This is a genomic window from Alkalibaculum sporogenes (genome assembly GCF_009362815.1).
GTDB classification, from domain to species: domain Bacteria; phylum Bacillota; class Clostridia; order Eubacteriales; family Alkalibacteraceae; genus Alkalibaculum_A; species Alkalibaculum_A sporogenes.
This window is the reverse complement of sequence record NZ_WHNX01000002.1, coordinates 26,215-41,470: the sequence shown is the minus strand read 5'-3', so window position 1 is coordinate 41,470 and position 15,256 is coordinate 26,215. Positions and strand designations below refer to the sequence as shown.

The window sequence follows — 15,256 nt, the reverse complement described above, 5'->3', positions numbered from 1 at the left end:
CAATGTACTTATTATGTCAATATATTTATAAAAAATTATTTTAATAATTAATAACCAGTGAGATTATATTTTATAAATTCAAAAAGCTGACTTCCATATAATGGAACCAGCTTTTTGAACTATGATTATCGAACTTTAATTTTTAATAGATTCTAAATATTATGCTTCTAAGAACATTTTCATATCATTTTCAACATCTGTAATACCACCTATACCAAAGTTTTCTACTAGTATCTTAGCAATATTTGGTGAAAGAAATGCAGGTAATGTCGGTCCTAAGTGTATATTTTTAACACCTAAATGTAACAACGCTAATAAAACGATAACGGCCTTTTGTTCATACCAAGCAATATTATATGAAATAGGAAGTTCATTAATATCATTTAACTCAAATACTTCCTTTAATTTAAGTGCGATCACTGCTAAAGAATATGAATCATTGCATTGACCAGCATCTAACACTCTTGGTATTCCACCAATTTCACCTAATTTAAGTTTGTTATATCTGTATTTAGCACATCCTGCTGTTAAAATCACAGTATCTTTCGGAAGTTTTTCAGCAAAATCTGTATAGTAATCTCTACCCTTCATTCTTCCATCACAACCTGCCATAACAAAGAATTGTTTAATCGCTCCTGACTTTACAGCTTCTACTACTTTGTCAGCTAAACTTAATACTGTAGCATGTGCAAAACCACCAACAATTTCACCTTTCTCAATTTCAACAGGACTCTTGCATTTTTTTGCTTGTTCTATAATAGCTGAAAAATCTTTTGGTTTCCCCTCTTCTCCATCGGGTATATGCTTAACACCGTTAAAACCGGTAGCACCTGTAGTGTATAGTCTATCTTTATATTCTGATTTTGGAGGCACGAGACAGTTAGTGGTCATTAAAATAGGTCCATTAAAACTCTTGAATTCACTATCTTGTTTCCACCATGCATTACCATAGTTACCTACAAAATGCTTATACTTTTTAAATGCAGGATAGTAATGAGCAGGAAGCATTTCACTATGAGTATATATATCTATTCCCGTATCTTCTGTTTGTATTAATAATTCTTCCATATCTTTCAAATCATGACCACTAATTAGAATACCTGGATTGCTTTTTACTCCGATGTTTACTTTGGTAATCTCTGGATTTCCATATGAAGATGTATTGGCATTATCTAACAATGACATTGCATCTACGCCGTATTTACCACATTCCAATACAAGTGCAACTAATTCATCTGCTGATAAGGTATCCTCTGTAGTAGCAACTAATGCTCTTTGTATAAAATCATGTATATTAGCATCTTGTTTACCTAAGTTATCCGCATGCTTTAAATATGCAGCAATACCTTTTAATCCATATATTAACAATTCTCTTAAAGATCTGATATCTTCATTCTCAGTCGCAAGTACTCCTACTGTGGTAGATTTTTGTAGAAATTGTTCAATAGTATAATTATTCTCAACTTTATTTCCACCTGAAAACAAACTAAATATTTTCTGCAAAATACCTTCCGTACTAAGATTACTAGATCCCCATATAGCAGCATCGTGTAAATCACTATTAGTTTTTCCTCCAGCTTTAGTAACCTTATTTCTCAATTCATCTCTGATAGCTAATCCTTTCTTAATATTATCTTCAAAACTACTTTTATCAAAATTTGCATTAGTAATTGTAGCAAAAAGACCTTCAACAATAAATTTATCTACATTATTATCTGAAAAGCCCAACTCTTTAGCTTTCATACTATAAATTGAAATTCCTTTAAGAACGTAAATTAATAAATCTTGTAGATTTGCAACACTCTCATCTTTACCACAAATTCCTTTTACAGTACAACCAGTTCCTTTAGATGCTTCTTGACATTGATAACAAAACATACTCACTGTAAATCTCCCCTTTTTATTATTAACTATTTTATGCTAGCAATTTATTTTAATTGCTGCTTTCTTCTGCTAACGATAATATACTATCTTTCGCCGCAAACTTCGGTAACTTACGTTACAAAATATTGTTATATTGAATTATTGTTAAATATTTTATATAATTGTTATCATATTCATCACATTCATCGCATCTAAATAAGAATATTGTTTAATAGATTGGCTCATTTACTTCAGAATAAGAAAAACACAAGTTTCATATTGTTTATGAGAAACTTGTGTTTTTATTGCATAATATAGACTTGAACAAAACATAACTTTCTTATTAAATCTAAGTCGAGACTAAAATAAGTTTTGTTATCATCAAAAGTAATACGATCATCCTTAGTGTGCATTGTGCACAATTAAAACTATCATTTTCTTCCTTTATTATTTGGTCCTATCTTATCTCTATAATTTTTTTAATAGAATAATATTTAAATAATATATTTAATCTCTTTATTTACAAATATCTTTTCTATTTCTTTAGAGAAAAAATCTTTTATTTTATCTATGTTTTCTTTTGGATATACATACTTGCCATATCCAAATTGTCCATATTTAAACTTACGGTCATCCTCTTCCATAGGTAATTTGCTTTCTGGGAACACTTGTAAAATTCTATTTTTAGCTATTGTAGTATATCGATGAGATATAATCTCAAAAGTTAAAGGATGTTTTAAATCATCTGGAAGCTTTTGTTTTAATTGGATTAATAAATCATGATATTCTTTCTCCCAATTTTCATAAATAAATACAGGTGCTATTAAAAATCCTGTAGGGTATCCTGCCTTTGCTACTTTTACACTTGCTTCTATTCTTTTATTTAGAGAAGCAGTGTAACCTTCATATTGACTAATAATAAATGATGTATTAATGCTAAATCTTATTTCTGTATGATCGTTGTGTTCTAACTGAAGTAAGGAATCTATATCATTATACTTTGTCACAAATCTAAACCTTGCATTTTCATTAGCACCAAAAGCTTCTATTGTTTTTTGTAATGCATTAGTATAAGGTTCTACAGGTATAGGATCAGAAGTAGCAGCTCCTTCAAATATAGTTATATCCGGTGACCTTTCCACAATATATTTATTAGCTTGTTTTAGTATTTCACTTAAATTTACATATATTTTTGTAAAAGGTTTATCTCCTAATTTTGTATTTAAATAACAGTATTCACATTGCCCCATGCACCCTGACACTAATGGAAGTTGATAATGGGCAGAAGGTTTACAGGTCTGAAACTTTAAGCTCTTTTTTTTACCAACAATTAAAGTCTTTTTTCCTTCGATATATTGTTTGGGTAGATTATCTCCTGGAATGTGATGTTTATATTTATTAGAATTCAGATAGATTAATTCTATTTCTGATTTATCTTTAAATTGATCTAGTATTTGATTTGATATACTATAATTTAGTGCATCTTTTTCAAATATTATCCTTTTAGGTACAAACACTCTACTACTCCTTTCAATATTAGTCTTAATATGGATCTAAAAACCTATATTTAATGTCTTAGATATTATTGAATTATGTGAAAATTCTTATCTTGATTCAATTTGTTTATAATCATTTACTAGCTTCATAATAGGTGTTGCTAATCTAAGAAAGTCTATACCATTGTTTTTACTGCTAACTGTACCTACTACTTTGTCAATTATTTTATTATTAAGTTTATCTACATAAAAATCAATTTGCTTATCAGTTAATTGTTCTAAAAATCTTCTAAAAACAATAGAATGATTGTAATTTTCAAATAAAGGCTTTACAAGTTCCTCATAACTTTCTAATCCACAAATATCATATGCTGAATACACTCCAGTTAGTATAGATGCAAATTGTCCAAAACCAAAACCTGGAGAAATGGCACCAAAACAATTTCCAATAAAGTAAGTATTATCTATTTTAGATTCATTGCATATACCAACCATATAATTTTTAATTTGGAAATCATCAGTTATCTTTAAGTCTTGATCTAGACTTTTACAGACTAAGCTAAAGAATTTATCCCATATTTGATCTATTTCACTTGTTGAATCAGTATAGACTATTACTAAATGAGCCTCTTCTTTTGAAAAGGGTATTAACCATCCATATCCTTTTGGTAGTATTTCATAATTAAACCATACATGTGGGTTGCTTTTTATAAACTCACCTTTTACAGTAACTCCTTTTACTGCGCACCTAAGGTCATACCGGTAGTTATTTAATTTAACAGCGTACTCTGCATCTCCAGTAGCTAATACTACATAGTCAAATTTTTTGCATATATCTTTGTATTCATCAGTAGAGTTGAAATTTATTTTACTTTTCACTTGTTTAGCTAACTGATTTTCAAATGAGTTCGCATGTCTTCCTCTTATATTTGTATATCCAATTTTCCCATTCACCGATCCAACCTGGTTTTTAGAATGTAAAAATATTTTATCGACTTCAGTTATTGGAGATAATTTGATATGGAAATTCTCTGCTACATAAGATATGCTGTCCTGAATAGGTCTATTAAGAATACTAAACAATGATTCAGCATTTACAAACCTATCTCCTACTGATTTTCTTTTTTCGAAAATAGTAGGTGTTACTCCATTTTTTTCTAATGTGATTGCACAGGAAAGCCCTGAAATTCCTGCACCCATAATTGCCACTTCCATATTAAAACAGCTCCTTTTCAAATAGTTTATATCATATAAAATTTTTTATTCAAATTAGTATTTATCCCGCATTAACAGGCACTAAAACTCCCACTTCAGAAAACCCATACTGAATAAAGTTTCACTTTATTAATTTTTTTGTATATGAGTGTTTTCAAAATAACTACCTACAAACTATACTTATATTAAAATAACCACATAGACACTCGCTGTCGCGAGTGTCTATGTGGTTAAGTGTACAATATCAAAATGTCTCCAACCAGGACATTAACTCATTGTTTTACAATTTAAAAAGCCATAAATTGCTATTAGATATTTTTTAGGCATTTACTGTAACTTTTTCACGCAACTTTTCATAAAACGCTGATGAATACTTGTATAATTCATCAGTAGCAGCTGCTGTAACTTTTTCGTCGGGATTCATTATAAAATTCGATATAATTCTGCCTCGAGGCGCATATTTATCAACAAACTCACGAACTAGTTTTCTTGCTTCTTCCTCTGTTGTAGCAGTATCTATACCAGCAATTGGAACAGTAAGCGTTATCTTATTGGCATATTTTTCTGTAAGCATATCAAAATCATTAATATCCTGAGGAGTCCACGCATCACAACCCATTTCAATAATCTCTTCTATATACTGCTGTGTTAATCCACAAGAATGAAGTTCTATGAATTTTCCACGACTATGTATAAAATCCCAGATTCTTTTAGTTTGAGGCATAATAGCCTCTCTAAACATTTCATTAGAGAAAAATCCAGCTCTTTGAGTACCCCAATCATCTCCGTATATTACATAATCTATAGGCTCATAATACTCAAACACTTTTTTTAATAATTCAATTTTAAAATCAGCAACTGCAGTCATGAAATCCTGAACAGCTTCAGGCTCTTCATGAAATGCCATAAGTGCATCTTCAAATGGCATAGCCTCATGTAGACGCTCAAATAGCCCTTCTGTAAGATGAAATACGTGCATTCTATCATTATCATACCGAGCAGTTTGTAGTTTTGCATCACCTTCAAAGTCAACCTTACTCAAATCAGGAACTGGCATTTCTTCTCTCCACTTAGTGATATCGTGAACAGTTACAAAGCCAGGAGTTACCATCATTCCACCTGCAACTTCTACCCACACCCATTCAGTCCCCCACCAATCTTTACCATCTTGCTCGAACTTTGGATGTTCTAGTACAACGTCAGGCCAACAGTACTGGTTATCACTTAGCCAGATAGGCATCCACATTGGAATTTCACCAGTAAATACACGACGTTGATTTTCTTTTGGTTTAATGGGACGAGGTCCAAGTGGTCTAGGAACTTGTTGCAACATCCAAGGGAAAGAACCTTCAGGCTGCATTGAGGGAGGAATATTTTTGTTCATTTGTTACACTTCCTTTCATTTACCTATTATATATTTAAATGTGTTCATTTACATATATAGGATTTTATAAATATTATAACATATTCAATGTTATAATCAAGACGTTTTTATAATATTCACCTTGTGGTAAATACTCTTTTTTCTAGCTAAAACTTCTCGATAAGGAACTGTAGATATTTTTAATAAAAGTAGTTTAATATGTCAATGGGCAATAATTTTATGCAAATCTCGTCAATATTTAAGAATTTAAAGACACTATAAAATATATTTCTCCGAGATATATCCTAAAATATTGATAGGATCTTTTGAGGAAGAAAAAGGCGGAGCATAGGCTAGCTCTAATTCTTTTAAATCAGACATTTTTGCTCCAAAACGAATAGCAGTAGCGATAATATCAATTCGCTTGTCTACACCTTCACCTCCAACAATTTGAGCACCTAGTATTTTTCCTTCTGGCAGTTCAAAAATAATTTTGATGTGTATTTTCTGAGCGTTAGGATAATAACCAGCATGATTCATAGCATCTATGGTAATTACATTATAATCAATCTCTTTTTGTTTTCCTAATTTTTTTAAGGTCTTCTCATTTGTACCAGTAGAAGCAGCATTCATATTGAATACTTTCACAATTGACGTTCCTTGTGTTCCAGTATACTCTTCTTCTATACCTGCAATATTATTAGCTACAATTCGTCCTTGTTTATTAGCAGGGCCAGCTAATGGTATCATCCCAGGCACTTTATTTACATAATCCTCTATTTGTATTACATCTCCAGCAGCATATATATATTCATCTGATGTACGAAGATTTTGGTCTACAATAATTCCTCCACCTTTTCCTACTTTTATTCCTGATTCTTTTGCAATTTGACTATTTGGTTTTATTCCAATAGATAAAATAACCATGTCAACATTGATATTTTTATTATCTGAGGTTATAATTCTAATACTATCGTCGCATTTTTTAAATTCTTTTACACCATCACCTAATATAAGCTCTATACCTTGTTCCTTTATATGTTCTTGTAATTTTTCTACAACATCTACGTCTAAGGGTCCAAGTATTTGGTGTGCCATTTCTATAATTGAAACCTCTAACCCTAAGTGTTTAAGATTTTCAGCCATTTCAATTCCAATAAATCCTCCCCCAATTACTGCCACCTTTTTAACATTATTATTTCTAAGATAATCCTTTATATACTTAGTATCTGGTATATTCCATAAAGTAAAAATATTAGGCAGTTCTATTCCCGGAATTGGCGGAACAATTGGAGATGAGCCTGTTGCAATTACAAGCTGATCATAAGATTCTGAATAAGTCTCCTTTTGTTTTAAATCTTTAACTAGTACTTTTTTATTAACTCTGTCAATTGATATAACTTCATGTTTTATCCGTACATCAATATCTTTTTTTTCTTTCATAGAAGTAGGTGTTTCTACCAATAGATTTTGTATATCCTTAATTACGTCTCCTATATAATAAGGAAGACCACAATTAGCAAATGATATATATTCACCTTTTTCTAATATAATAATTTCTGTTTGCTTTTCTAATCTTCTCAATCTAGCAGCAGCACTTGCCCCACCAGCTACTCCACCTATGACAATAACTTTTTTACTCATACATAACCTCCTCAATGTTTAATACTAAGTAATATATATCAATAAATACTTAGTATTAAACATTTATTACTTAGATTTCTAGTAACAATTTTACTTTTTCACAGTCGAGTTATATCCTTTCTCTTTCTTCAAAATGGGTATGCAATAATTCATGTGCCCGCTTGCCAAAAGGTTTACCCAAATATTGTTCATACAATTCTAGTATTTCTTTGTTCTCATGAGATTTTCTAACTTTCTTATTGCGATCCTCTTGATAAATAGCTTGTTGACGTTTTTTTACTATTTCATAATTACCGTGGTGATATGGTTGTCCTCCTCCAGCAATGCAACCTCCTGGGCAAGCCATAATTTCTATCGCATGATATTCGTTTTTACCATCTCTTATTTCTTGCAACAATTCTCTAGCATTTCCTAATCCACTTGCTATTCCAATTTTTATTTCTTTTCCACCAATATTCACACTTGCTTTACGTAGACCATCTGAGCCCCTAAGTTGATCAAACTCTACATTTTCAAGTGTTTCTCCAGTCATCCATTCATAAGCAGTTCTTACAGCAGCCTCTATTACCCCACCAGTTGTCCCAAATATAACTGATGCCCCTGTAGTTTCTCCTAATGGTTTGTCATATTCTTCATCAGCCAGAGTATTAAACTCTATTCCTGCTTCCTTAATCATAGCACCTAATTCTCTAGTTGTAACAACAATATCTACGTTATTTAATACATCTTTCGTTAATTCTGGTCTTTTTGCTTCAGCTTTTTTAGCAATACAAGGCATAATCGATACTACTACAATATTGTCAGGATCTATATTATTTTTACGTGCATAATAGGTTTTTGCAATTGTGCCAAACATAATATGTGGAGATTTACATGTTGAAGGGATTTCTAATAATTCAGGAAATTGGTGTTCAATATATTTCACCCATGCTGGACAACAACTTGTTAGAATTGGTAGAGTTTTATTGTTTTCTATTCTATAAATTAGTTCAGACGCTTCTTCCATTATAGTTAAATCTGCACCAAAATTAGTATCAAACACACCATTAAACCCCATTCTCTTTAACGCTGAAACTAATTTACCTGTGACAATAGTACCAGGTTCCATACCAAAAAGCTCGCCGATGGCAACACGAATAGCTGGAGCAGTTTGTACCACTACATGTTTATTTGGATCATTCAAAGCTTCCCATACCTTGTCACTATGATTTACTTCAGTAAGTGCAGCAGTAGGACATACTGCTACGCACTGTCCACAGTAGGTACATGATGAATCTACCATAGGTATATTAAAGGCAGGCCCAACAAAAGCATTAAAACCTCTGCTAATACCAGATAGTATTCCACAAGTTTGTACTTCATTACACATGGTTTCACATCTTCTACAATATATACACTTATTAGAGTCTTTTACAATTGCATCACTTGAAATATCCTTTGGATAGTCCATTCGTTCGCCTTCCCACCGAATTTCTCTCACACCTAATTCTGCAGCCAAAGCTTGTAACTCGCAATCGAGATTCTTTGGGCAAGTGAAACATTCATTTGGGTGATTTGAAAGTAGCAGTTCTACAGCCATTCTTCTTGCAGTGATAGCCCTAAGAGAGTCAGTCCTAATCTCCATACCCTCACTTACTTTTGTCACACATGCAGGTACTAAGGTATCTCTCCCAGGAGCTTCAACCATGCACACCCTACACGATGCTGTTTGATTTACCATTTTTATATCATGAAGATCAAGGTGGCATAATGTGGGGATTTTTATACCTGCTCTATGAGCTGCTTCTAATATAGTTATTTCCTGTGGCACTTGATATTCTTGCCCATTTAATATTACCGACACTTTTTTTATATCTTCCATTTTTTCACTCCCTTAAACCTTTATTCCTACCCTACTGTTTATTTGAGAAGTACCTTCTCTCACGGGATAATCAACATCTTTTATTAGTTCCATATATTCATCCCAAAAATATTTCATAGTACTTATAACAGGATTAGGTGCAGTCTGACCTAAACCACATAGAGAAGAGTTTTTAACCATATATGATAATTGCTTAAGAGCGTCAATATCTGCCATAGTACCCTCACCATTGCTAATTTTTACAAGCAATTCATACATTCTTTTAGTACCAATTCTGCAAGGTGTACATCTTCCACATGATTCATCCATAGTAAACTGTAAATAAAATTTTGCCATATTTACCATACTGTCTCTATCATCTAAAACAATCATCCCTCCAGACCCCATCATAGATCCAATACCCAAAAGATTATCATAATCGATGGGTGTATCTAAATCCTTTTCAGTAATAACACCTCCTGATGGACCTCCTGTTTGCACAGCTTTAAATTGATGACCTTCCTGGATTCCTCCACCAATATCATAAATAATTTCCCTTAAAGTAGTACCCATAGGCACTTCTACTAAGCCTACATTGTTTATCTTGCCAGCAAGTGCAAATACTTTAGTCCCTCTACTTTTCTCGGTACCTATTGAGGAAAACCAAGTAGATCCTTGTAATATAATTGGTGGTATATTAGCAAAGGTTTCAACATTATTTACACAAGTTGGATAACCCCAATATCCTTCTTCAGCAGGATAGGGTGGTTTATAGTTTGGTTCACCGCGTTTTCCCTCACAAGAATTAATCAATGCAGTTTCCTCTCCGCATACAAATGCACCTGCACCTAACTTAAACTCTATATCAAAATTAAAATCAGTTCCTAAAATATTTTCTCCTAATAAACCTAAGTCCCTTGCCTGGATAATGGCTGAATTTAATCTAGAAATTGCCATAGGATATTCTGCACGTATATACACTATTCCTTTATGAGCACCTATTGCATACCCTCCTATAGCCATTGCTTCTATAACACCGTGCGGATCACCTTCTAGTATACTGCGATCCATAAAAGCACCTGGATCACCTTCATCTGCATTACAAATAATAAATTTTGTGTTTCCGTGCTGATTTTTTGTGATCTCCCATTTTAAACCTGTTGGAAAGCCACCTCCACCTCTTCCTCTTAGCCCAGATTTTTTTATTTCATCTATTACACTATATTGTGTCATTTCTGTTAAGACTTTTCCCAGTGCACTATAGCCCTCATGTTCGATATATTCGTAGACGTCTTCTGGATTAATCAATCCACAATTTCTTATAGCTAATCTCATTTGTTTTTTGTAAAACGGCATATCTTCTTGCTTTTCAATCCTTTTATTACTCGTAGGTTCTTCATATAATAATCTTTCAACTATTTTACCTTGTATAATATGATCATCTATAATAGTCCTAGCATCTTTAGGTACAACCCTTACGTAAAAAACATCATCAGGTTCTATTTTTAATATAGGACCTTGTTCACAAAACCCAAAACACCCTGTTTTTACTACTTTGACTTTATCACCGCATTTCCTAGCCTTTATTACGTGATTCAAGATCTCTAAGAGTTTTTCACTTTCACTAGCTAAACATCCCGTTCCGGCACATATTAAGATTTTTTTAACGATTGAGTTGTTAGCATTTTCTTGTCTTTGTTCTTCTCTTATTTGATTCAACTTTTGCAAAGAATCTACTTTCATGATATCCTCCTATTACTAACGATATTTATCGATTATCTCATTAACTTGATCTTCTTTTACTCTTCCATAAACCTTATCATCTACTAAAATTACTGGAGCCAACCCACAAGCACCAATACACCGTACATCCTTTAGAGAAAACAACCCATCTTCAGTAATTTCGTTAGATTCTATTCCAAGATTATCTTTTAACTTGTTTATAATCTTATCTGCCCCTCTAACAAAACATGCTGTACCCATACATACACTAATAGTATGTTTGCCCATAGGTTTTACATTGAAATACGAATAAAAGCTCACCACGCCAAAAACTTCAACCCCTGGGATTCCTAATTTTCTTGCTATATATAATTGAACGTCTCTAGGCAGATACCCAAATATTTCTTGGGCTTTATGCAAAATTTCAATTAATGCTCCCTTTGTTGTCTTGATATTGTCTATATATCCCTCTAATTCTATAAAACCTTCTTGTGGCAACTCCAAGTCAGTATCAACAACACTTATTTCTTGAGGTCTTGTCATTATTTTTCACCTACCTTATATATTTTTTATAAATTTTAATATTCCCATTTGCAACTATTTAATTATTATTTCCAAAAATATCATATAACTGTTCCTAACCCAAAGAAAAATCCGCCTCCCAAATGAAGACGGATTTATAAATTTTATTATTCAAAAATCTTATTTTAGTTATTTAATCAAGACCTTATCAATTATTCTAATAATCTTATATTAGATATCTAATCTAGCATAATATCCTCTGAAAACGGTGGCATCAGTTACTTGGACAGGTTTAACACAGCAACTGGAACAAAGTAAAGAAAAATTAAGTAAATTAGAAATGTCAATGTTAGACCATCCCTATAACAAGGTCATTTCTGATATTCTTTCTCCAAAATATGGTGACTATATCGTATTAAAAGGTGCTATTATAAGAGAACGCACATATATTGACTGGTTGGTTGAATGCATTAATGAAATTGAAATATGCTCCGTTAATTACTCATGTTTTTTTAATTAACTTGCATTATAAAGTAATGAACATCGTCATTTAATTTGACACCCTCTGTAAACTTATTTAACTCATTGAGGATTTCCTTGGAAATTTCTTTTGGTGACATATGACCATTTTCACTAAGTATCTCCATTAATTTATTCTCACCAAAGGAATCTCCTTTGATGTTTGTAACTTCTACAATACCATCAGTATAGAATAAAACTTTGTTTCCTTTATTCATTTCTACAAAGTAATCGTTAAACTCAGGTTGATAATTCTTATCAAATTTGCAAATAGGAAAACCAGTATGTTCTAATGCCCTTACCTTTCCATTTCCCTCATACAAGAGTGGATATGTATTAAGGCCAGCAGAAGAATATATCATACTATTTGTCTTTTTATTGTATAAGCCGTAAACCATAACTGCGTACATTTCCAGAGGGAAATCTGTTTGATTGTATTCATTATATAGATTTGTCATAACCTCTTTAGGAGAATATATTTCCTTTATACCACTTTGATAAATCTTTTCAGTAATGATTGTCTGCTTAATGAATATAGTCATCATAGCGGCAGGTACACCATGACCTGCAACATCTCCTATATAAAAAGCAAGATATTCATCATTTAAGTCTTTAAAACCGTAATAATCTCCCCCTATTTTTTCATAGGGAATGTATTCGCTATATACTTCTAAATTTTCATATTTTTCGTGTTTTATTGGCATAATAGCCTTTTGTATAGTTTTTGCATATTCTAAATCCGATAACAATTGTTGATTAGCTATATTTACTTCTTCTGTTCTTTGATCTACTAATTGTTCTAGATTATTAGCGTACATACTTATTTCTTTTTCTGCTCTATCTAATCTACCATATGGATAATTAATATTAAAAATAAATAGTACCTTAAATATCATATAAGCAGCTATTAATTTATAAATGTGCCCTAGAAGATTATATGTATCGTAAACACTAGCATAACTTAGAAACGCAAGTTCAGAAAATATACTAATAATGAGTGCAGATATAAATAATGATAATATACTACTTTTTTCCTTTTTATACTCAATACAAAAATTTACAAAAGAGGCTACTAGCATTAAAATAATTAAATACTCAAATAAATGCTTTGTGTTGGTAAGACCTTCCCCTTCTATAAATAGGGTAGGAAAAGGAAAGTAACTAACATATACAAGACAAAATACTGAAAGTACCAAAGGTAATGCTGCAATAATCCATCTGTTTACAAATCGTACTTTCACTCTTAAAGATATAAAGCTACTTATTAAAATCCCTCCAGCAAATCCGAGCCTTCCAACAATCCAAAAAGCAGTAGCTGTTTGTGACGAACTTGGAATAAATAAACCAGGCATACCATTATAAGAAAATGTGTGCCAAAAATCTACGCATCCTACAAATAGTAGTACTCCCGCTAAAACTTTCATTCTAAGCCTTGTATCTCTTTCACCCACATAATAAATAATTAAAAAACTGGATATATACATTACAATACTAGCAAACTCTACAATAGTATGAAAAACTAAATAATTTGTAGTATCAAATACCCTGTATATATGGTTTTCCAAATATCGTATAAAATAAAAAATTGCCGATGATATGAAGAAACTTACTATAATTAAGCGATAATTTGAGAATTTTATGAATATTTGGGACAGATAACTTTTAGACATATCTTCAACTTTTGTATCCATATCTAAACCCTCTTTCGCTATGGTAATTTTTAAGTCTTTTATACTATAATATAATAATAGTTTTGCTTTTGCAAAACAATATTGTTTTATTCTACATATTTCTACTTTATTTTAGACTTTCTACTAAATTTCTATATTAATTTATTTTTCTAGTAGTTACTTTAACACCTTATTGATTAACTAATTTTTGATTTTTATTACACTTTATTTAAAGTATTTTTATACAAAGCGTAATATATACAATTTTCGCTTTATTTTTTAATAATAAATGTTATAATACTATATATTACATAATTTAACTAAAAAAATATTTTAAAACAGAAGGAGGATAATTATGACAACTCATTTAACTCAAAAAGAAAACTTTTTACGGGTGGCTCGTGGAGAAATGCCTGAATACGTACCTGTGGCAACATTAGGTGGACCTGATGTTGCACCACTTATGACAATGGCTGACCCAGCTATTATAGGGAGTTTTAGAGGCCCTGGTGGTGGTATAGACCCATGGGGAGTTACATTTGTAACAAGCGAAGAAATTAACTTTGCAGCTCTTCCAAAGCCAAATGATTTTATATTAACTGATGTAACAAAATGGAGAGACGTACTTAAAGCACCAGATTACTCTGGGTTTGACTGGGAAGCTGCTGCTAAAGCAGACAGAAAAAAATACATACAAGACCCTGATAAGACTGCTTATGTTCTTAGTGGATATGCAGATATATTCCAGCAATTCATCGGATTTATGGGTTTTACGGAGGGTTTATGTGCCATTTACGAAGAAAGAGAAGAAGTTGAAGAGCTTTTTGATTATTTGCTTGAACACTCACTATACATAACGAAAAATCTACTTCACTATTACAAACCTGAAGGATACTACTTACTAGATGATACAGCGTCAAAACTTCAGCCCTTCATTTCACCTTCTGTATTTAAAGAACTCTTAGTCCCTCGATATAAAAAGTGTTTAGACCTTGTAAGAGAAGAAGAAGTTCCTATTTTTTATCACAATTGTGGAAGGTGTGAAGATTTGATTCCTCCAATGGTCGATATAGGTGTTAATGTTTGGGATCCTGCTCAAGTACAAAATGACCTGGTTGCCATTAAGGAAAAATTCGGTCCAAAACTTGCAATAAACGGTGGTTTTGAATTTAATATGCCTATTACATGGCCTGTTATTGATGAGGAAGAAGTACGAGAAAAAGTAAGGAGTACATTTAAGAAACTAGCTCATGATGGTGGATTTATCTTCAGTGGCATGATAACATCTCTGGACTGGATGGATCCCAAAATTCAAGAGGTTAATGGATGGATCGCAGATGAAGCTAATAAACTTAGTAAAACAATTTATAATTAAAAATTTTGTTTAATAACTTAATCAAAA

General features: G+C 31.8%; 11 protein-coding genes. 2 read left to right on the top strand and 9 right to left on the bottom strand.

Annotated features, from left to right (window positions below; genetic code table 11):
- Positions 1-159: 159 nt before the first annotated feature.
- The 8 genes from hcp to GC105_RS01175 form a co-directional block, all read right to left on the bottom strand.
- Positions 160-1,884, bottom strand: a complete 1,725-nt coding sequence (gene hcp, locus GC105_RS01210) for a hydroxylamine reductase (protein ID WP_343029920.1) — start codon at positions 1,882-1,884, stop codon at positions 160-162.
- Positions 1,885-2,357: 473 nt separating this feature from the next.
- Positions 2,358-3,380: a spore photoproduct lyase gene (splB, locus tag GC105_RS01205; RefSeq protein WP_343029919.1), complete on the bottom strand. Its 1,023-nt coding sequence runs from the start codon at positions 3,378-3,380 to the stop codon at positions 2,358-2,360.
- Positions 3,381-3,467: 87 nt separating this feature from the next.
- Positions 3,468-4,574, bottom strand: a complete 1,107-nt coding sequence (locus GC105_RS01200) for an NAD(P)-binding protein (protein WP_152800866.1) — start codon at positions 4,572-4,574, stop codon at positions 3,468-3,470.
- Positions 4,575-4,893: 319 nt separating this feature from the next.
- Entirely contained in the window at positions 4,894-5,958 is a 1,065-nt protein-coding gene (locus GC105_RS01195; RefSeq protein ID WP_152800864.1) for a uroporphyrinogen decarboxylase family protein, read from the bottom strand.
- Positions 5,959-6,213: 255 nt separating this feature from the next.
- The gene (locus GC105_RS01190; RefSeq protein ID WP_152800862.1) at positions 6,214-7,581 is read right to left on the bottom strand and encodes an FAD-dependent oxidoreductase; all 1,368 of its coding nucleotides are present in this window, start codon (positions 7,579-7,581) and stop codon (positions 6,214-6,216) included.
- Positions 7,582-7,690: 109 nt separating this feature from the next.
- A complete protein-coding gene (locus GC105_RS01185; protein WP_152800861.1) occupies positions 7,691-9,442 on the bottom strand; it encodes an NADH-dependent [FeFe] hydrogenase, group A6 in 1,752 nt (583 codons plus the stop codon).
- 12 nt (positions 9,443-9,454) lie between these two features.
- Positions 9,455-11,164: a (2Fe-2S) ferredoxin domain-containing protein gene (locus GC105_RS01180; protein ID WP_152800859.1), complete on the bottom strand. Its 1,710-nt coding sequence runs from the start codon at positions 11,162-11,164 to the stop codon at positions 9,455-9,457.
- Positions 11,165-11,179: 15 nt separating this feature from the next.
- On the bottom strand, positions 11,180-11,686 hold the full coding sequence (locus GC105_RS01175; RefSeq protein WP_152800857.1) for an NADH-quinone oxidoreductase subunit NuoE family protein: 507 nt from the start codon (positions 11,684-11,686) through the stop codon (positions 11,180-11,182).
- Between the two features lie 247 nt (positions 11,687-11,933).
- On the opposite strand from GC105_RS01175, the gene GC105_RS01170 reads away from it, so the two are divergent.
- Positions 11,934-12,185, top strand: a complete 252-nt coding sequence (locus GC105_RS01170) for a virulence activator alpha C-terminal domain-containing protein (RefSeq protein WP_343029918.1) — start codon at positions 11,934-11,936, stop codon at positions 12,183-12,185.
- Here the strand turns inward: GC105_RS01170 and GC105_RS01165 are convergent.
- Positions 12,178-13,875 (bottom strand): MASE3 domain-containing protein, encoded by a 1,698-nt coding sequence (locus GC105_RS01165; protein ID WP_152800855.1) that lies wholly within the window; start codon positions 13,873-13,875, stop codon positions 12,178-12,180. The two genes, GC105_RS01170 and GC105_RS01165, sit on opposite strands and share 8 nt — an antisense overlap.
- A 334-nt stretch (positions 13,876-14,209) precedes the next feature.
- Here GC105_RS01165 and GC105_RS01160 point away from each other — a divergent pair, with 334 nt between their 5' ends.
- The gene (locus GC105_RS01160; protein ID WP_152800853.1) at positions 14,210-15,229 is read left to right on the top strand and encodes a uroporphyrinogen decarboxylase family protein; all 1,020 of its coding nucleotides are present in this window, start codon (positions 14,210-14,212) and stop codon (positions 15,227-15,229) included.
- The last annotated feature ends 27 nt before the right edge of the window (positions 15,230-15,256 follow it).